This is a genomic window from Kushneria avicenniae, from assembly GCF_900112585.1.
Taxonomy (GTDB): domain Bacteria; phylum Pseudomonadota; class Gammaproteobacteria; order Pseudomonadales; family Halomonadaceae; genus Kushneria; species Kushneria avicenniae.
Genome location: NZ_FOLY01000003.1, coordinates 233,458 through 252,746, shown reverse-complemented (window position 1 = coordinate 252,746; position 19,289 = coordinate 233,458). Strand labels below are relative to the sequence as shown.

General features: G+C 63.6%; 16 protein-coding genes. 7 read left to right on the top strand and 9 right to left on the bottom strand.

Features of this window, described 5'->3' with window-relative positions; translation table 11 throughout:
* The first annotated feature begins 263 nt into the window (after positions 1 to 263).
* Positions 264 to 1,595, top strand: a complete 1,332-nt coding sequence (locus tag BM079_RS07570) for an NAD(P)/FAD-dependent oxidoreductase (RefSeq protein ID WP_090132519.1) — start codon at positions 264 to 266, stop codon at positions 1,593 to 1,595.
* A gap of 279 nt (positions 1,596 to 1,874) precedes the next feature.
* Here BM079_RS07570 and BM079_RS07565 read toward each other — a convergent pair whose 3' ends face one another.
* From BM079_RS07565 to BM079_RS07540, 6 genes are all read right to left on the bottom strand, one after another.
* Positions 1,875 to 2,390 carry a hypothetical protein gene (locus BM079_RS07565; RefSeq protein ID WP_090132516.1) on the bottom strand — a complete coding sequence of 172 codons (516 nt, stop codon included), beginning with the start codon at positions 2,388 to 2,390 and terminating at the stop codon, positions 1,875 to 1,877.
* Positions 2,391 to 2,708: 318 nt separating this feature from the next.
* The gene (locus BM079_RS07560; protein WP_217639650.1) at positions 2,709 to 4,484 is read right to left on the bottom strand and encodes an acetyl/propionyl/methylcrotonyl-CoA carboxylase subunit alpha; all 1,776 of its coding nucleotides are present in this window, start codon (positions 4,482 to 4,484) and stop codon (positions 2,709 to 2,711) included.
* The gene (locus BM079_RS07555; RefSeq protein WP_090132514.1) at positions 4,481 to 6,082 is read right to left on the bottom strand and encodes a 5-oxoprolinase subunit B/C family protein; all 1,602 of its coding nucleotides are present in this window, start codon (positions 6,080 to 6,082) and stop codon (positions 4,481 to 4,483) included. The genes BM079_RS07560 and BM079_RS07555 overlap by 4 nt, the downstream gene beginning before the upstream one ends.
* 35 nt (positions 6,083 to 6,117) lie before the next feature.
* Positions 6,118 to 6,915 carry a putative hydro-lyase gene (locus BM079_RS07550; protein WP_090132512.1) on the bottom strand — a complete coding sequence of 266 codons (798 nt, stop codon included), beginning with the start codon at positions 6,913 to 6,915 and terminating at the stop codon, positions 6,118 to 6,120.
* Complete coding sequence (locus tag BM079_RS07545; RefSeq protein WP_090132510.1) at positions 6,912 to 7,682, bottom strand: LamB/YcsF family protein; 771 nt, start codon at positions 7,680 to 7,682, stop codon at positions 6,912 to 6,914. Before BM079_RS07545 ends, BM079_RS07550 begins: the two co-directional genes overlap by 4 nt.
* 14 nt (positions 7,683 to 7,696) lie before the next feature.
* Positions 7,697 to 8,935: an NRAMP family divalent metal transporter gene (locus BM079_RS07540; RefSeq protein WP_090132508.1), complete on the bottom strand. Its 1,239-nt coding sequence runs from the start codon at positions 8,933 to 8,935 to the stop codon at positions 7,697 to 7,699.
* A 266-nt stretch (positions 8,936 to 9,201) separates the two neighbouring features.
* Here BM079_RS07540 and BM079_RS07535 point away from each other — a divergent pair, with 266 nt between their 5' ends.
* Positions 9,202 to 9,870, top strand: a complete 669-nt coding sequence (locus BM079_RS07535; RefSeq protein WP_090132506.1) for a GntR family transcriptional regulator — start codon at positions 9,202 to 9,204, stop codon at positions 9,868 to 9,870.
* 288 nt (positions 9,871 to 10,158) lie between these two features.
* Here the strand turns inward: BM079_RS07535 and BM079_RS17040 are convergent, their stop codons facing one another.
* Entirely contained in the window at positions 10,159 to 10,551 is a 393-nt protein-coding gene (locus BM079_RS17040) for a hypothetical protein (RefSeq protein ID WP_446685129.1), read from the bottom strand.
* 285 nt (positions 10,552 to 10,836) lie between these two features.
* On the opposite strand from BM079_RS17040, the gene BM079_RS07525 reads away from it, so the two are divergent.
* Positions 10,837 to 11,187, top strand: a complete 351-nt coding sequence (locus tag BM079_RS07525; protein WP_090132501.1) for a cupin domain-containing protein — start codon at positions 10,837 to 10,839, stop codon at positions 11,185 to 11,187.
* 21 nt (positions 11,188 to 11,208) lie between these two features.
* On the opposite strand, the gene BM079_RS07520 is transcribed toward BM079_RS07525, so the two are convergent.
* Positions 11,209 to 12,477 carry a DUF445 domain-containing protein gene (locus tag BM079_RS07520; protein ID WP_175489633.1) on the bottom strand — a complete coding sequence of 423 codons (1,269 nt, stop codon included), beginning with the start codon at positions 12,475 to 12,477 and terminating at the stop codon, positions 11,209 to 11,211.
* Positions 12,478 to 12,717: 240 nt separating this feature from the next.
* Here BM079_RS07520 and BM079_RS07515 point away from each other — a divergent pair, with 240 nt between their 5' ends.
* From BM079_RS07515 to BM079_RS07500, 4 genes are all read left to right on the top strand, one after another.
* The gene (locus BM079_RS07515) at positions 12,718 to 14,190 is read left to right on the top strand and encodes a Na+/H+ antiporter NhaC family protein (protein ID WP_090132496.1); all 1,473 of its coding nucleotides are present in this window, start codon (positions 12,718 to 12,720) and stop codon (positions 14,188 to 14,190) included.
* Between the two features lie 184 nt (positions 14,191 to 14,374).
* Positions 14,375 to 15,751: a DEAD/DEAH box helicase gene (locus BM079_RS07510; RefSeq protein WP_090132494.1), complete on the top strand. Its 1,377-nt coding sequence runs from the start codon at positions 14,375 to 14,377 to the stop codon at positions 15,749 to 15,751.
* 138 nt (positions 15,752 to 15,889) lie between these two features.
* A complete protein-coding gene (gene shiA, locus BM079_RS07505; protein WP_090132492.1) occupies positions 15,890 to 17,212 on the top strand; it encodes a shikimate transporter in 1,323 nt (440 codons plus the stop codon).
* 147 nt (positions 17,213 to 17,359) lie between these two features.
* Positions 17,360 to 18,502, top strand: a complete 1,143-nt coding sequence (locus tag BM079_RS07500; protein ID WP_090132490.1) for an App1 family protein — start codon at positions 17,360 to 17,362, stop codon at positions 18,500 to 18,502.
* Here BM079_RS07500 and BM079_RS07495 read toward each other — a convergent pair.
* Positions 18,496 to 19,170 carry a DUF938 domain-containing protein gene (locus BM079_RS07495; RefSeq protein WP_217639649.1) on the bottom strand — a complete coding sequence of 225 codons (675 nt, stop codon included), beginning with the start codon at positions 19,168 to 19,170 and terminating at the stop codon, positions 18,496 to 18,498. The two genes, BM079_RS07500 and BM079_RS07495, sit on opposite strands and share 7 nt — an antisense overlap.
* Positions 19,171 to 19,289 lie beyond the last annotated feature (119 nt).

The following is a 19,289-nucleotide window of genomic DNA, read 5'->3' as shown; positions in this document are numbered from 1 at the left end:
CGGCAGATCCAGCCGAATCAATGGGGCTTTGGCGCATCAACTGCGCCGCGATAACGCTTGTTCGCCCGACCGCCGGGCAATACACGGTCGATAGCGGTCGGATGCTGTGCGCGCCGCGCTCGAGACCAGTCTGCATCACGAGCGCGTGCTGATCGATCTGAATACCCGGGCCGCTGACAGCAGATGCCGACACTCCAGCGTGCCCGTATCCTGTCGGGCACAGGGGCCCGGCCGGGGACACCAGCAACAAGAGGTTTTCGAACATGTTCGTCAATGTGGATACCGTGCACGACAGCGCTGATTTTCCCGAGCAGGTGGATGTCGTGGTCATCGGTGGCGGCATCGTGGGCACCACCACGGCCCATGAGCTGGCGTGTCGGGGCGTGTCAGTGGCGCTGCTGGAAAAGGGGCTGATCGGTGGCGAACAGTCGAGTCGCAACTGGGGCTGGGTGCGCCAGCAGAACCGTGACATGTTCGAGCTGCCGCTGGCCATGCACAGCCTGAATCGCTGGGAGGCCCTGTCCGGGGAGATCGGGCGCGACGTGGGCTTTCGCCGCAGCGGCATCGTCTATACCACCGACAACCCCGAAAGCCTGGCCAAATGGGAGGCGTGGGGCGAGAAGGCGCGCGCCCACGGTTTTGTCAGCCATGTGCTCACGGCCGAGCAGGCGCACGAGCGGGCACCGGGGACGACCTCGCGCTGGCTCGGCGGCATCTTCTCACCGACCGATGGCCACGCCGAACCCTCGATGGCCTGTCCGGCGATCGCCCACGGCGCCCGCAAGCGCGGCGCATTTGTCCATCAGAACTGTGCGGTGCGCGGGCTGGAGCTTGCCGGCGGCCACGTCAGCGGCGTATGGACCGAGCGCGGTCTGATCCGCACCTCAAGCGTGGTGTGCGCCGGCGGCGCCTGGAGTTCGCGCTTCTGTCGTCGCCACGGAGTCGAGCTGCCCGCGGCCAACATCATGGGCACCACGCTTCAGACCACCCCGGGCGACCAGGTGACGCCGGGCTGTCTCACCACGCCGACAATTGCCCTGCGACGGCGGCTGGATGGCGGCTATACGCTGGCCATGCCGGGCCTGGGGCGGGTCGAGATCAGCCCGCAGGGGCTTCGCTACGCCACGAAATTCTACGGTGCCTACCGCAGCAAGCTGGCCAAGAAGCTGCAGGTGCGCCTGGGTCGCTCCTTCTTTCACGGACCGGAGGCCGCTGGCAGCTGGCAGTTTGATCAGATCTCTCCGTTCGAGCGGCAGCGCATTCTTGATCCCATGCCCGACATGGCGCAGGCCCGGGCCACACTGGCCGCGCTTCACAGCGAATACCCCGCACTCAGGGGCGTTCATATTGCCCGCGCCTGGGGCGGCATGATCGATACCACGCCGGACATGGTGCCGATCATCTCGCCGGTCGAGGCCCTTCCGGGACTGGTCATTGCCTCGGGCTTTTCCGGTCACGGTTTTGGCATCGGTCCGGCGGCCGGGCAATTGACGGCGGATATCGTGACCGGCGCCACGCCGATGGTGGATCCGGCGCCCTATCGGCTTGATCGCTTTGCCCGTGGCAGCCGCATTCGACAGCCCGAGATGATGTGACCTCGTCGCAGGCCGTGCTGTCCATGTCGTGAAAAAGGGCGTTTTGACGTCAGGGCAATGGCTTCTACTGCCTCTGGGGTCAGTCACCGCGTCGACGATCGACCTGACCGAGCACTTTCTCACCGCGCTGATGGCGCTGTCACGACACTGGCTCATTGTCGAGAAGCTCGGGCCGCTGTTCTCCGGCCCAGGATCGCCCTTGAGCGCAGTATGAACACTCAATATCGGACGTTAAAAAACCCGGTGCCATACACCGGGTTTTTGATGAGGATGGCAAGCTCAGCGTCTGTCGGGATCAAGCGGATCGTCGCGCAGGGACGTGCCGTCATCTTCCGGGCGGTTGACCGTGTGGCGACGTACGCGAGGCGGCGTGTCCCGATCGGCAGTGTCGGGGGGCATGTTCGGCGCGGAGCCTGTTCCCATGCTGGTGCCGGTTGCCAGCCCGTCGCTGCCTTCGACGTGCTGTTCATCGATATCGATCGGATCGTGTCGTTCCAGGATGGACTCGATATTATCCAGCTCGGCGGACGGGGCTCTGACGGCAATCACGGTGGCGCCACGTTCCAGGTTGCGGTCATAGGCGCTGGTGTCTTCATCGTGCTTGCCGAAGATGCGCTGCCAGATGCTCGGCTTTTCCTTCTTGTCGTGCGCCTCATGGGCCGTGGCGCTGTCGTGATGCGTCTGCGCGTGACGGTTGATGGCCTCTTCGGGGATGCCGGCATCGCGCAGGTCCTGCATGGCGGCGTCAGCATTGGCTTCGGTGTCATATACGGCAACAACAAGCTGTTCTTCCATGACATGTACTCCTGTAGCGTATCCGGATGGGCCCTGACCGGCGTCGTCCACCCGGCGGCAGCGTCGCCCTGACGTGGCCTCATCACAAGCGGTAGCGAACATTGAGCAGGGGCATCCTTCAATCTGGCAGGTCAGTGGCCGTTAGCGAACGCTTTATTGTTATCTTTGGTATAAGCAGGATATATCACAGCGTTTGTTGTCCTTTTGCGACCTTTTGGCGTCGTTTTTGGGCCTTTTGCGATTTTGCATCGTCAGGCAATAACAGACACCGAACAGGGGCGCCGCAGCGCCCCTGTGCTTCTCGCAGCAATCGCGCTGTTACTCCGGCGTGATCTCGGCGATGACATGGCCGGCCTCGAGCGTCGCTCCGGTCTCGGCACGATGAACAAGCCGGCCCCCGGTTTCGGCAGTGATCTGCGTTTCCATCTTCATCGCCTCCATGATGGCGATCACCTCTCCTTCACTGACACGGGCACCATCCTCGACCTGCCAGGCCAGCAGCGTGCCGCTGATGGGCGATGTGACGCTGCCGTCACCTTCATCAGGTGTCTGTTCAGGCGCTGGTGCCGCCGCGCTCGGGGCCAGATGCGCCAGCAGCGCGGCAGGCAGACCGATGCGGTGGCGTTTGCCGTCGATGTCGATCATGGCGTGCAGCATGCCGGGCTCGGCGGCCGGTTTCTGGCGGGGCGCCCACTCGAGGTTGTCCTGAAAGTCGGTCTCGATCCAGCGCGTATGGACGTTGAACATCTGCTTCCCGGTGAAATCCGGATGGGCCATGACCGCGCGATGGAAGGGCAGCGTTGAGGCCACGCCCTCGATCTCGAAATGCGCCAGCGCGCGCCGGGCCCGGGCAATGGCCTGTTCGCGACTCGCGCCGGTGACAATCAGCTTGGCCATCAATGAGTCGAAATGGCCGGAGACGTGACCGCCGCCTTCTACACCGGTATCCAGCCGCACGCCGGCACCGGTGGGCGCCCTGAACGTCTCGACCGGCCCCGGCGTGGGCAGAAAGCCCTTGGCGGGGTCCTCGGCGTTGATGCGAAACTCGAAGCTGTGGCCGCGCGGCGTCGGGCTCTCGGTAAAGGAGAGCGGATGGCCTTCGGCAACGCGCAGCTGCTCGATGACGAGATCCACGCCGGCGGTCTCCTCGGTGACCGGGTGCTCGACCTGCAGTCGCGTGTTGACCTCCAGAAACGACAGGGTGTCGTCGCTGCCCAGCAGAAATTCCACCGTGCCGGCGCTGACATAGTTCGCCCGGGTGCCGATGTCGTGGGCGGCCTGGTGGATCCGGCGGCGCTGCTCGTCGCTCAAAAAGGGCGCTGGCGCCTCCTCGACGAGCTTCTGGTTGCGCCGCTGCAGCGAGCAGTCCCGGGTGCCGACCACCACCACGTTGCCGTGATGATCACCGATGATCTGGGCCTCGATGTGGCGTGGACGATCCAGATACTGCTCGACAAAGCACTCGCCCCGCCCGAAGGCAGCCTCGGCCTCGCGCACCGCCGAGTGATAGCACTCGGTGACTTCATCCATGCGCCAGGCGACCTTGAGCCCGCGTCCGCCGCCGCCGAAGGCCGCCTTGATGGCGATCGGCAGGCCGACCTCGTCGGCAAAGGCCACGACCTCCTCGGCGCTGTCCACCGGGCTTTCGGTGCCGCGCGCCAGCGGCGCGCCCACTTCGAGTGCCAGCCGGCGCGCCTTGACCTTGTCGCCCAGCACGTCGATGGTCTCCGGGTTCGGGCCGATCCAGACCATGCCGGCTTCCTGTACGGCGCGGGCGAAGTCGGCACGCTCGGAGAGAAAGCCGTAGCCCGGATGGATGGCATCGGCGCCGGCACGGCGGGCCACGTCCAGCAGTCGTTCGATCGACAGATAGCTCTCGCTCGCACGTTCGCCGCCCAGTGCGAAGGCCTCATCGGCCAGCTGGACATGCAGGGCGTCCAGATCGCCCTCGGCGTACACGGCGATCGAGGCGACATTGTAGTCGCGGCAGGCGTTGATAAGGCGCACGGCGATCTCGCCGCGATTGGCAATCAAGACCCTTTTCAGCGGGCGCAGGCTGTTTTTCAACGGGGGCTGTGTATCGGGAACGTTCATGAGGTGACCTCGTGCGATGCGTTGCCACCGGCCAGCGGTGCAAAACGGGTAATCGGGTGAAAGCGAACGGTGGCGCCGGGCGGAATCTGCCCGGCGAGGTCCAGATGGTGATCGGCCACGCAGGCGATTACCGGATAGCCGCCGGTCAATGGGTGGTCAGCCAGAAACAGCACTGGCTGACCGCTGGCCGGTACCTGCAGCGCGCCGGTGACGGTTCCCTCGCTGGGCAGCTCTGCGCTTTGCTGTCGCGTCAGTGAGTGCTCACCTTCGAGGCGAATGCCGACCCGGTCGGAGCGCGGTGTCACCTGCCAGTCCTGATCGCATAAAAGTGCCAGCGCCTGCTCGGTAAACCAGTCGCTGCGCGGGCCCATGACGATATCGAGCGTGATGCTCTCGCCAGCACGCGGCAAAGCATGCGCCGGAGATTCATTGAGCGACAGCGCCGTGACTGCCAGGCCCGCGGGATGGAGGATATCGTCGCGCTGCAGCGGTTCGGGACCGAGTTTCGCCAGCGTATCGGTCGCGGTGCTGCCCAGTACCGGGGCCACGTCAAATCCGCCGCGCAGGGCCAGATAGCTGCGAAGCCCCGCCGTCGGTGCGCCCAGACGCAGGGTGTCGCCTTCGGCCAGCTCGATGGGCTCCCAGCACCGGACGTCAAGACGCGCGCCCTCGGCGGTTTTGATCGACACTGCGGTCTCGGCACCGGTGACGGCCACAATGGCGGGGTGATGACAGCGCAGCGACAGTCCGCCCAGGGCGGTCTCGATGACCGTGGCATTGCTCGGATTGCCGACGATCCGATTGGCGCTTCGCAGGGCGCCCCTGTCCATCGCGCCGGCGCCGGACACCCCCTGATCGGTCTGGCCCTCGCGGCCGAGATCCTGAAACAGGCTTTGCAGGCCGGGCTGGACGACCTCCAGCCAGGGCGGCGTATCGATCAAACGTGGGGTGCTGTCGGCAGGAACGCTGACGCTGACCCGCTCGGGAGCACCTTCGGTGGCACTAAAGCGCACCCGCATGCCGGGCTGCAGCAGCGCGGCCGGTTCGCGGTGGATGTCCCACATCTCGAGCGGCGTGGTGCCGATCAGCTGCCAGCCGCCGGGGCTCTCGGTGGGGTAGATGCCGCTGAAGGTGCCGGCCAGCGCCACTGAGCCGGCCGGAATGCGGGTGCGGGGCGTGTCGCGCCTGGGCACGTCAAAGCCCGCGCCGCCGGCCAGGTAGGCAAAGCCCGGGGCGAAGCCGCAGAAGGCAACCTGATATTCATGCTCGCCGTGTCGTCGAATCACCTCGTCGGTGCCCATATCGAGCAGTCGGGCCACCTCATCAAGGTCCTCACCGTTGTAGTGCACGGGAATCTCGATCAGCTCGCCGTTTTGATGGCTGCCACCGCTGATGGGGCGAGCCTTCAGCTCCCGGCTGAGCGCTTCGGCGCTGATACGCCCCGGCATAAAGCTCACCAGCAGGGTGCGTGCCGCCGGGATAATGGTCGTGACACCGCGGATCGGTTCGCGCTGAAGCTGGTCATAAAGTCCCAGCGCCTGAGACAGGTCTTCCAGCTCGACCAGCAGGGTGCTGAGGTTAACAGGGAGAATGTTCAAAAAGCCTCCTGAAGGCATGTCTCCGATAGTCCGGTTCAGACGTGATAGCGGCTGTCCGGGACATCGGTGATGAACATGTGTCCCGGTGCGTGAGTGAGCGCAAAGGGAACGTTAGAGGCCATGACCGCAGCCTGTGGGGTGACACCACAGGCCCAGAACACCGGCATCTCGCCGGGCTCAAGGCGCACGCGGTCGCCGAAGTCGGGCCGGTCGAGATCAACAATGCCCAGCGCCTGCGGGTCGCCCACGTGAATTGGCGCGCCGTGCACGCCGGGATAGCGCGCGGTAATGGTGCTGGCTTTCGCCACCTGCGATGCCGGCAGCGGGCGCATCGAGACCACCACGTCTCCCTGTAGTCGCCCGGCCGGACGACAGGGCAGGGTGGTGCGATACATCGGCACGTTGGTGTTGTCGGTAATGTGGCGCACCTCGATGCCGGCCTCGAACAGCGCGTTTTCGAAGGTGAAGCTGCAGCCGATCAGAAAGGGGACCAGATCGGGGTGTTCTTCCCAGCAGGCGCGGGCGTCATTGATCTCCCCGGTCAGCGCGCCGTTGCGCCAGAGCCGGTAGCGCGGCAGGTCAGTGCGCAGATCGGCGTCCTCGGCCATCGGTGTGCGCCAGTCGCCGGGGTCACTGACCTCAAGCACCGGGCAGGCCTGCGGGTTGCGCTGGGCGTAGAGCAGAAAATCCCATGCCCAGTCACGCGGCAGGGCGATCAGGTTGGCCTGGGTCATGCCCGGGGCCAGACCGGCCGTGGGGCGACACGCGCCGGCGCGAAAGCGTTCGCGCGCCTGGCGCGCGGCGGCCAGTGACGGATGCACGTTCGTCGTCATGAGCGGGCTCCGGCAAAGGCCTTCAGCTCGACGCCGCTGTCGGTCAGGCGGCGGCGCACCGCCTCGGCCAGCGTCACGGCGCCGGGGCTGTCGCCATGCACGCAGATGGAGTCGGCCTGAAGGGCGATGTCGTGACCGTCGATGGTCTCGATCACACCCTCTCGTACCAGACGCAGCATGCGCTCGGCGACCTGGTCGCCGTCATGCAGCACCGCCCCCGCCTCACGACGCGAGACCAGGCTGCCGTCGCGCTGATAGGCGCGATCGGCAAAGGCCTCGGCCGCCACGTTCAGGCCTGCCTCGCGTGCCCATCCCACCAGCGGGGTGCCGGCCAGCGTCATCAGCACCAGCGAAGCATCCACGTCCCGGATGGCCTCGATCACGGCCTCGGCCTGGCGTCGGTCGTGGGCGATGGTGTTATAGAGCGCGCCGTGCGGCTTGACGTAGCGCACCCTTGTGCCCGTGGTGTGGGCCAGCCCCTTGAGCGCGCCGATCTGGTAGATCACGTCAGCGGTGAGCTCATCGCTGGCGATGTCCATGGCACGCCGGCCAAAGCCCACCAGATCCGGATAGCTGACATGCGCCCCGACGCTGACGCCGTGTTCGGCGGCGGCCTTCAGGGTGCGCAGAATGCCGGCCGGGTCGCCGGCATGAAAGCCGCAGGCAACGTTGGCACTGGTGACGATGCCGAGCATGGTGGCGTCATCGCCCATGTGCCACGCCCCGAAGCTTTCACCCAGATCGCTGTTCAAATCGATAAAGGACATAAAAGGCTCCCTGTTCAGGCAGAAGGTGTCAGAAAGGCAAAGATCGGGCCGATAGCATTGAAGCCCATATACCAGGTCAGCGCGCAGACCACGGCTCCGGCGACCAACAGCCAGCGTGGATAGCGATGCCCATGCATGAGATCGGCCCGGCGCCAGGCCACATAGACAAACAGCGTCAGCCCCACCGGCAGAATCAACCCGTTGAAACCGCCGACAAAGACCAGCAGCGCCGCCGGGGGCGTGCCCACCGACATGAAGGCGATCAGCGTGATGGCGATAAAGACCAGTGTGGCCCGGTTGCGCACGCCCTCGCTGATGCCGGGGCGAAAGGCGCTCATAAAGCTCATGGACGTGTAGGCCGCGCCGATGATGCTGGTGATGCCGGCCGCCCAGAGGATCAGGCCGAAGGCGCGCAGGCCCATCTCGCCGGCGGCGGCCTGAAAGGCCTGAGCGGCCGGGTTGGCGCTCTGGCTGGAGACATCGATGACCACCCCGCTGGCGACTACGCCGAGAATGGCGAGAAACAGGATATAGCGCATCACGCCGGTCACCAGAATACCGCGCAGGGCCGCTTTCGAGACGGTATCCACGTTGTCGACGCCGCCCAGGCCGCTATCCAGCAGTCGATGGGCGCCGGCGTAGGTGATGTAGCCGCCGACGGTGCCGCCCACGATGGTGGTGATGGTGGCGAAGTTGATGGTGTCAGGCATGACCGTCTGGCGCAGCGCCTCGCCTACCGGTGGGTTGGAGGCGAGGGCGACAAACACGGTCATCGCCATCATCAAAACGCCCAGCACCACGATGATGCGATCGATGGCAATGCCGGCACGCCGGGAGGAGAAAATGCCGGCGGCGATCACGGCGCTGATCAGCCCGCCCCATGTTGTATCCAGCCCCATCAGGGCATTGAGCCCCAGACCGGCGCCGGCAATATTGCCGACGTTGAAGGTCAGCCCGCCGACGATGATCAGAATCGCCAGCAGATAGCCGCTGCCGGGGAGCGCGGCGTTGGCGATCTCGGGGGCGCGCAGGCCGGTGACGGTGACCACGCGCCAGATGTTGAGCTGCACCACCAGGTCGATGAGGATGGAGGCCAGAATGCCGAAGGCAAAGGCCGCGCCCATCGTGGCGGTAAAGGTGGCCGTCTGGGTAATAAAGCCGGGACCGACGGCCGAGGTGGCCATCAGGAAGACCGCACCGATCAGTGAGGCGCGTCGGGAGCGGGCGAACCCGACGTCAGGGGTAGCTGCCATATCAGGGGCTCCGGAAAGAGAGGGTGACAGGCCATACCAGCAATTGGCGTGCCACAATGGGCTGATCGACCGTATTTTGTAGGTTTTGTGCGTATCGATTGTTCAACAATAGCGTTGACGCTTACCGATGGATATTCGACTTGTGTTTCATTCTGGCGCGTCGAGACGCCTGGTGGCGCCCTTCTGGTGCGCAGGGCGCGCTTGTCGGCAGGGCCCCTTATCGGGAACACTGGGTGCCTGACATGTCATGACCGGAATGGCGCTTCATGAAAAAGCAGGATCTGGAAGACAGGAATCCATCACTGGGAGAGACCGTCACGGCCGGTATTCGGCGTCTGCTGGTCGAAGGGGCGTTCACTCCGGGACAGCGCCTGTCGGAAATATCGCTGTGCGAGCGTCTGGGGGTGTCGCGCAACACGCTCCGAGAGGCCTTTCGAACGCTGGCCCACGAGGGACTGGTCACGCATCAGCCCCATCGCGGCGTATTTGTCACCCGCCCCGATGCGGCGTCCATCGTCGAAATCTACCGGCTGCGGCGCTTCATCGAGTGTCGCGCGCTGAGTGAGGCCTGGCCCAGCCATCCGGCGGTCAAGGAGATGCGCGCTGCCGTGGAAGAGGCTCGAACGTGTCGCGAGCGCAGGGACTGGCAGGCGGTAGGCACGGCCAACATGGCCTTTCACGGCGCCATCGTGGCGCTGGCGGACAGCGCGCGCATGAACGTCTTCTTTCGCCAGATTCTGGCCGAGCTACGGCTTGCCTTCGGGCTGATGGCCGACAAGGAGTGGCTGCACGGCCCCTACGTCGAGATGAACGAGCAGGTGCTGGAGACCTTTGAAGGTGGCGATACGACAGCTGCCGTGGCCCTGCTGGAGCAGTATCTGGCGCAGTCCGAGCGGATTGTGCTGGCGGCCTGGGAGCGTCAGGCTTCTTTATAAGGCGCGGGGTTATCAAAGCGGCATACGACAGGGGACCCGCCAGCAGAGGCGGGGCCCTTGTCATGAAGTGATGCCATGAAGTGATGTCATGAGGCGATGCGCGCTCATTAAGCGCCACGATGCGCCAGACGCATCAATGACCTCGGGCGCTGGCGTGCTCGGCGGCATCGGCAGACGTTCTCTGACTCGAGCGGTTGGTCAGTATGCGCTGGTTCGAGCTGATCGGGATCTGATGGGCGCGCTGCTGTCACGCAGACAGGGTCGGCGGGGAGGTTTCAAGAGGGGGGATCAAAACAGTTTTGCGATACAGTCTCGCGATGGATTCCGGGTGTCGAAAATGCGCTTTGAAGGGCTTCTCTTTTGCTGCGCGGTGGCGATAATCACGACATCACGACCACCGGGAATCACGACATGACTCAGCCCCACGTTCACGGCCCGAATTGCCAGCACGACCATCATCACGATCATGACCACCATGGTCATGTCCATGGCCCGCACTGCAACCATGGTCCACAAAAGCCCGCGCGCAATGCCCTGAAGGATGTCGGCCGCAACGACCCTTGTCCCTGTGGGAGCGGGAAGAAGTTCAAGAAATGCCATGGCGGATAGCCACTTGATGGCGCTGCCATGAATCATTGGATCGGCGCCACAGGGCGCCGATTCCCGTATCGGCACGCGCATGAGCCTGTCACGAGCGGTTCCTGAGCCGGAATTTAGCATGCCGGATGCACGAGTGCGTCCGGTCACCGGACGCGGATAGTCATCATGAGGCCTCTTTTTGATGCTGAAAAAGGTATGCCGGTCCGGGTGAGATATGTTTCACGTGAAACATCGGTGTGTCCGGTATCTCCCCCTGCACTGAGTCTTAAGAGGCCGTGTCGTGCGCCGTGACGAGCATAAACGGCACAGGCCGGATCGGCACAACGGGGCACTATGGCAACTCCCACAAAGACAAGAGTGCGCCTGATGCATGTGACGAGACTGTATTCCGGTGAGGATGGCGAGTCCCATTTCGAGGATATGGAGATCGAGGTCGGGGGCGAGGCCGAGATCGGCCGGCTGTCGGTGCGCATTCCGGCCACCGGCCTTGTCCTTCGCGAGACCACCGGAGATTACAACTATGACTGGCACAACGCGCCGCAGCGTCAGTACATCCTGATGCTCGATGGCAGTGTGGATATCACCGTGGGCAGTGGTGAGACCAGGCGCCTGAGCACTGGTGATATCCTGCTGTGCGAGGATACCACCGGGCGTGGCCACATCAGCCGTGCGGTCGACGGCCAGCCGCGCCGTTCGGTGTTTGTCACCCTGGAATGACCCACTCTGGCGCGTGCGCGCTCAAAGCGTCAGCATCAGCTGGGTCAGGGCGTGAATGGCCAGCCCGATCAGTCCGCCGACCAGGGTGCCGTTGATGCGGATGAACTGCAGGTCATTGCCGACATTTTTCTCGATCTGATCGACGATCTCGTCACTGTCGAGGCTATCGAGATAGCGCTGGATGTAGGCGTCGATGCGCGGCCCGTTGCGCTCGACCAGCGCCGGCAGCAGTGTCACGGCCTGTTCGTTGAGCCATTCCCGCGCCGGGGCATCATGCTCGAGCGTTCGCGCGTAGTAGTCGATGAAGTGCTCAAGCCAGGCGCGCGACTGCGAGTCCTGCGCGGTCAGATCGCGGGCCAGCCAGTCCATCAGCTCCTCCCAGACACCGGCCACGTAGTGGCTCAGGCGATCGTTGTCGAGCAGATCATCACGCAGCCGGTCCAGACGCCGAACGAAGGCCGGGTCGTGGCGCAGTCGTTCAATGAAGTCGGCAAACTGGCGATCCAGATGATGGCGCAGCGGATGGTCCGGATCGTCGCTGACCTCGCTGATCAGCCGGGCGCTCTGCTCGACGATGCGCTCATTGATCAGCCAGCCGGCCAGCCGATGCATACTGACCTCGCGCCCCATGACGCGCGGGTTAAAGAGCTTGAAGACGGTGTCGGTAATGAAGTGCTTGACCCGTTCCTGATTGTCCTCGACGTCGAGCCAGCGCGAGAGCCGGGCCAGCGAATCATCCAGCAGGGCCTGATGGCGTCCTTCGGCAGCCAGTACGCTCAGGGCGCTGCCCATCAATCGGGACGTGTTGATGCGTCCCAGGTGGTGGCGCAGGGTGCGGGTGAGAAACTCTCGCGCGGCACTCTGGCGCACCGCCGATAATGAGGTGCTCATGGCTTGGGTCAAACGCTCGGCGACCATGGCGCGCCGGTCGGGTCGCGACAGCCAGCTCACCAGCGCACCCGCCACGTCAAAGCGGCGAACGCTGTCACGCACGTAGGTCTCGGACAGAAAATTCTCGCGGATAAACCCTGACAGGCTGCGGCCCAGTCGCGCCCGATTGCGCGGGATGATCGCCGTGTGCGGGATTTTCAGCCCCAGCGGATGGCGAAAGAGCGCCGTGACCGCAAACCAGTCGGCGATACCGCCGATCATGGCGGCCTCGGCAAAGGCCGAGACGTATTCAAGTGCCGGGAAACGGCCCTGATACCAGATGCTGACCACATACAGGATCAGCGCCCCCAGCAGACAGAGCGTGGCGATACGGCGTCGGTTGTGATGTGGCGGGGTCAATCGGTCGCTCCTGCAAAAAAGGATCTGTCGAGAGCTTAGCGCAGGCCGTAATCGCTCTGCATGTCGGCGACCCATTGGTCCAGGGCGGTTGTCGCTTTTGTCCGAGCCGGTCACACTTCCCGATCATGCAACAGTGCCCTCTGGACATGATCCCGGAGGCGCTGACAGCCACGGCCTGTCGGGGCCCAGCGCCCCTGCGTTGTCAGGCGACGATATTTTCGGACGACAAGAAGAGACGGCATGACCGATACCTCGGATAACCGCACAACGACCTCCTCTCTGGAAACGACGGGGCTGAACTTTCGACTTGGCGCGCTGGGGGCTGCCATCCCGCTGATATTTTTTGTCGGCTGGGCAATCATCACCAGCGTGCTGGGGCTCTCCTCCGAGATCGGCCTGGTCATGGGCTGTCTGTTCGGCCTGACGCTGGGGCTGCTGTTCTGCAAAAGCCGCTGGGAACACTACGCGCAGGGAGTTTTCAGCGGTATGGCCCAGCCGATCGGCGTGATCGCCGTGGTGGCTTGGTTTTATGCCGGGATGCTGGCGCAGGTGCTGCAGACCGGCGGACTGGTCGAAGGTCTGGTCTGGCTGGGTGGCGTCTCCGGGGCTACCGGTGGCGCCTTCGTGGGGCTGACCTTTGTGCTGGCAGCGGTCTTTTCCACCGCAGTCGGCACCGGTTATGGCACTACGGTGGCCTTCAGCACGCTGATGTATCCGGCCGGCGTGGCGCTGGGATGTGATCCGGTGGTGCTGTTCGGGGCCATTCTGGCCGGGGCGATCTTTGGCGATAATCTGGCGCCGGTCTCGGACACCACCATTGTCTCGGCCACGACCCAGGAGGCGGACGTGCCGGGCGTGGTCAAAAGCCGTTTCAAGTACTCGATCATGGCGGCCGTGCCGTCACTGGTGCTGTTCGTGTTGCTGGGCAATGCCAGTAGTGATGTCGGCGGCAATCAGGACGCGCTGAATGCGATGATGGCGCAGACCGATCCGACCGGACTCTTGATGCTGATGCCCTTTGCGCTGGTCCTGGTGCTGGCCCTGCGCGGCCATCACCTGATCACATCATTGACCTGGGGGATCGTTGCGGCCGCCGTCATGATCGTGGTGGCAGGGCTTGCCGCCCCAGGCGAGATCATGGCCTTTGACTCCGACGCCGATACGGTGGTCACAGGTGCGCTGGTGGATGGCGTCAGCGGCTACGTCAACATGGCGATTCTGATCCTGTTGATCGTGGCGACGGCCCATCTGCTCAAGCTCGGCGGCACCATGCACGCCGTCACGAAGGGCCTGACGCGCTGGATCGGCGATTCCGTGCGCCGGGCAGAGCTGGCCATCTGGGGCATCGTGGCGCTTTTGAACTCGGCGATCACCATCAATACCGCCGCCGAAATTGCCGCCGCACCCTTCGTGCGCGAGCTGGGTCGCAAATACCGTATTCATCGCTATCGCCGTGCCAACATGCTCGACGCCGTTACTTCGGCGCTGGGCTATATCTTTCCCTGGGGGGCGCCGGTGCTGCTGGGCTGGGCGACGATCACGTCGATGCAGGGCCAGTACGACTGGCTGCCGGTGGTGGCGCCCACCGAGGTGTTCCCTTTCGTGTTCCACGGCTGGTTTTTGCTGGTGATCATGCTGTTTGCCGCCGCCACCGGCTGGGGGCTGCATTTCGAGGACACCGCTGAGGCGGAGGAGACAGTCGCGGCGCGGTAATCACGGGGGCGCCGTATAATAACGCTGGCATTCAGGGCGCAAATCCCCTATGTTGGCGCTCCTCTTCGCACGGGCAGGCCATTGGCCTGCCTCCGTCATTTGAAATTCCCCCTGCGCTGTCACGGCGCTGTCGCTCTCGCGAAGAAGACGCCAGCATCCGATAGCGCCATGAGACAACCTGTCGATGTCATTTTCCCAACTTGGGCTGTCGCCCGAGCTTTTGCGTGCTCTCGAAGATGCTGGTTACCAGACACCTTCTCCCATTCAGTCAAAGGCCATTCCGGCCTGCCTTGAAGGCCGCGATGTGCTGGCGGCCGCCCAGACCGGTACCGGCAAGACCGCCGGCTTCACGCTGCCGATTCTGGAGCGTTTGTCGCGCCAGCCTCGCAGTGGCAAGCGTCCGGTACGTGCCCTGATCCTGACCCCGACCCGCGAGCTTGCCGCCCAGATCGGGGAGTCGGTCGAAAAATACGGCGTCCATCTCAGCCCGCGTCTGAAAAGCGATGTGGTCTACGGCGGCGTCAAGGTCAACCCGCAGATTACGCGGCTGCGCGATGGCGTGGATATTCTGGTCGCCTGCCCCGGTCGCCTGCTGGATCTGGTCGGTCAGAAGGCCGTCCGGCTGGATGAAGTCGAGACGCTGGTGCTCGACGAAGCCGACCGTATGCTGGACATGGGCTTTATCCACGACATCAAGAAGATCCTGCGGCTGGTGCCCGGAAAGCGTCAGAACCTGCTGTTCTCTGCGACTTTCTCGAAGGAAATTCGCGAGCTGGCCGGCACGCTTTTGAACGACCCAGTCAGCATCGACGTGGCACCGCGCAATACCGCGGCCGAAAGCGTCGATCAGTCGATCTACATGGTCGAAAAGCCCCAGCGCATGGCGCTGTTGACGCATCTGATTACCCATCATCAGTGGTCGCAGGCGCTGGTCTTTACCGCGACCAAGCACATGGCCAACCGGGTGACCCAGCATCTGCAAAAGGCCGGTATCACGGCGGCGGCGATTCACGGCAACAAGAGCCAGAACGCGCGTACGGCGGCCCTGTCCGGCTTCAAGAGCGGCGAAGTGCAGGTGATGGTCGCCACCGACGTGGCGGCCCGCGGCATCGATATCTCCGAGCTGCCCAACGTGGTCAACTTCGAGCTGCCCAAGACGCCGGCTGACTATGTGCATCGCATCGGTCGTACCGGCCGTGCCGGCGCCAGCGGTCAGGCGGTGTCACTGGTCATGCCCGATGAGCGCGGCCAGCTCAAGCAGATCGAAAAGCTGATCGGCCGGCCCATTCCGGTCGCCAGCGCCGAGGGCTTTGATTTCAGCCGCGCGGTGCCGGAAACCCCGGATGAGCGTGAGCAGCGCCCACGCGGCGGTCAGCGCCGTCAGGGCAGTGGTCAGTCACGCAACGGCGGCGGTGGCGGTGCCCGCAGCGGCAACGGGGGCAATCGCAATGGCTCGGGCAATCGTTCACGCAGTGATGGCAATCGCGATGAGCAGGCCCGGCCGGCGCGTCGGCGCCGCCGCAGTGGCCCGCGCACGGTCGATAATAGCGGCAATCGTTGAGCACGGTTCGAGTGACATCAAAACCGTCTGCTTCGGCAGGCGGTTTTTTTATGCGCATGCAAGTAGTGGACGCTCAAGGGGCGCAATGGCATTGTCGCTGACCCTTCATTGTGCAAGTCGATAAAAAAAGAGGCGAACATGCGTGCAGAACGTCATTCGGGGATGCTGACCCATGAACAGCAGGCGCGTCGGGCGGCGCTGGGCAGTTTTGTCGGTGCAGTGGTCGACTGGTATGACTTTCTGCTCTACGGCATTGTGGCGGCGCTGGTCTTCAACTCGCAGTTTTTCCCCAATGTGAGCCCGGCGGCCGGTACGCTGGCGGCACTGGCCACCTTTGGCGTGGGGTTTCTGTTTCGCCCGCTTGGCGGCATCGTGTTTGGCCATTTTGGAGACCGGCTGGGCCGCAAGCGCATGCTGGTGCTGACCGTGATGCTGATGGGGGTCTCCACGGCATTGATCGGCCTGTTGCCGACCTATGCCAGCATCGGGGTGTGGGCGCCTGTCGCCCTGGTGATTCTGCGAGCCCTTCAGGGCTTCGCCGTAGGCGGTGAATGGGGCGGTGCCGCGCTGATGGCGGTCGAGAGTGCGCCGCGCCATCGGCGGGCGTTTTACAGCAGTGGTGTGCAGGTCGGCTATGGCGTGGGGCTGATTCTGGCTACCGGCAGTGTGTCGCTGTTGAGTCATTTCCTGGACGATGCGGCCTTTCAGAGCTGGGGCTGGCGGCTGCCGTTCGTGTTCTCGATCGTGCTGGTGGCGATTGCCTTCTGGGTGCGCTCAGGGCTTGATGAGTCGCCCGAGTTCAAGGAGGCGGTTGAAAAGCCGGCAAAAGCCCCGGCACGTCTGCCGGTATTCGAGGCATTGAGCCGCCATCCGAAGGCGTTTTTGCAGATCATTGCACTGCGCCTGGCCGAGCTTTTCACGATGTATATCGTGACCACCTTTGCGCTGAGCTATTCCACCAGTCATCTGGGGCTTTCCCGCGAACTCTTTCTCAATATCGGATTGCTTGTCGGGGCCATCAGCTGTGTCACCATTCCGTTGTTTGCGCTTTTGGCGGACTGCTTCGGGCGACGTCGTGTCTACATCGTGGGCGCGATCATTGGTGTGATCTGTGCCTTTCCCTTTTTCATGGCGCTTGAGGCGCGCTCGGTCGTCTGGATTGTCTTCTTTGCCGTCATGCTGGCCAATATCGCCCACGATATGGTGGTCAGTGTGCAGCAGCCCATGTTTGCCGAACTTTTTGGCACGGCCTATCGCTACAGCGGGGCTGGCGTGGGCTATCAGGTGGCCAGCGTGGTGGGCGGTGGCTTTACGCCGTTCATTGCCGCGGCGCTGGTGGACATGGCCGGCGGCAGCTGGCTGCCGGTGGCCATCTATCTGGGCGCAGGCTGTGGTCTTTCGGCGCTGGGCGTCATGAGCATGAAACGACATCGCGCTGAGGAAGGGGCGCGGGAGAGATAACCAGTACGGTGTGGATGCGTCCGTCGTGAAAGGGCCAGCGGACGACAGGGTGGGATGGTGCGACTATTCTTCAAGCTTCAGGCAATAAAAACGGTCCTTTCTTTTCGCCATTGCTGGGAAACGATGTCTTTAACCGGGTTAAGCTCAATGCCACGTCGCTCCGTCTCTACCCTGATCAAGGGACTCAAGAAACTGCTCCATGTTGCCGCGCGTCCGGCCAAGTCGGAAAGGGTGCATGGCGGTCGACTGATCCATACCTACCGCGGCTACGGCACGCACCGGGAAGTCTTTCTGATGGGCCGTGTCTTTCGTCAACCCGGTTTCAATCTGGATCTGCCCAAAGGCTCGTGGCGACGCGATCTGGTCGATATTGTGCGGCGCACCGTGCGCTGGGGCGTCAAGCACATCGATGTACAGATTCAGCTGGGGGGGCAGACGGTGACGGTAACCACCGACCGGGACGGCTACTTCAATGCCCATATTCAACTCGAGACGCCACTGCCCGGTGACCGCATCTGGCATGAAGCACATCTGCGTATTCTGTCCCCCAGCAGGGACCACAAGAGTTCACGCGCCAATAACGGCGCCAGCGGTGAAGCCGTGGCGGATATTTATATCCCGCCAGCGGATATCGACTTTGCGGTCATCAGCGATATCGACGATACGGTGATGTATACCGGCGTGGCGAACAAGCTGAAGATGATGTATCACCTCTTCATTGCTCGTGCCGAACAGCGTACGGCATTCCCCGGAGTCGCGGCCCTTTATCGTGGCTTTCATGTTGGTGATGGTGATCAGCACTGCCAGCGCCCGCTTCTTTACGTCTCGCGCGCCCCCTGGAGCATCTACGAGATGCTGGAGGCGTTTTTTCGGCTCAATCACATCCCGGTGGGGCCGATCCTTTTTCTACGCGAGTGGGGTCTGACACTGCAGCACCCGTTGCCGCGCAAGGCGGAAGACCACAAGCGGGCGCTGATCGAAACCATGCTCGAACTCTATGACCCACTGACCTTTGTCTTGATCGGTGACAGCGGTCAGCGTGATCCCGAAATCTATGCCGACATCGTGCGCGATTATCCCGGACGCATTCGCACGGTCTATATCCGCGATGTCAGCAATGATGCCGACCGGCAGCAGGCCATCGAAGCGCTGTCGGCCCAGATCGACAAGGAGCAGAACAGCGAGTGCGCACTGGTGCTGGCCTCTGACAGTCTGACCATGGCCGAGCACGCGCACGCGCACGGCTATATCTCCAGCGACGCGCTGGAACGTGTGCGCGAATCTCAGTAATGCCCGGCGTGATGACTGCCGGTGCGTGACAGCCGAACGCAGAGATTGTTGGCCGGCATCTCGATGATCTCGGCCAGTGCCAGCCCGGCATCATGCGCCGCTGGCAGCACGTCCTGTTCCAGATCCCGTATTCCCCAGCGGCTGTCGCGTGCTTTCAGGCCTTGATCAAAGGCCATGTTGCTTTCGGCCTGATGCATGCCGTGGCGGCTGAAGGGGCCGTACAGCAAAAGCCAGCCCTGTGGGGGTAAATGCCGGGCAGCGCCTTCGAAAAGATCGAGCGTGGCCTGCCAGGGTGCGATGTGGATCATGTTGAAACAGAGCATGACATCGATTGGATCATGCAACGGCCACGGCTGTTGCCCGACCTCCAGTGCCAGCGGCGGGTTCAGCCGGACATCAGCCCCTTCCTGATAAAGTACATCGCGCCAGGCCCTGATCGAGGCCAGCGCCGCGGGGTGGGCATCGCTGGGCGTGAATCCGTTTTCCGGCAGGGCCCGGGCGAAGTGGATGATGTGCTCGCCGCTGCCGCTGGCAATTTCCAGCACGCGTGCGCCGGGCGCGAGGCGGCTTTTGAGCACTTCCAGCAGCGGTCCGCGATTGCGCTGTGCCGCCGGGCTGTACTGACGGTGATCGTCGGGAGTGGCGCGGGTATCGTCCATGGTGGTCATGTGCTCTCCTTGCGGTGTCGTTTCTGACAGGATAACCGACGTTGAAAGCGTATGATGAGGTTGAACGGGCGCTTATACTTGCCCTGTCACAACGGTTTTCTGCTATGTTAGAACGCTTT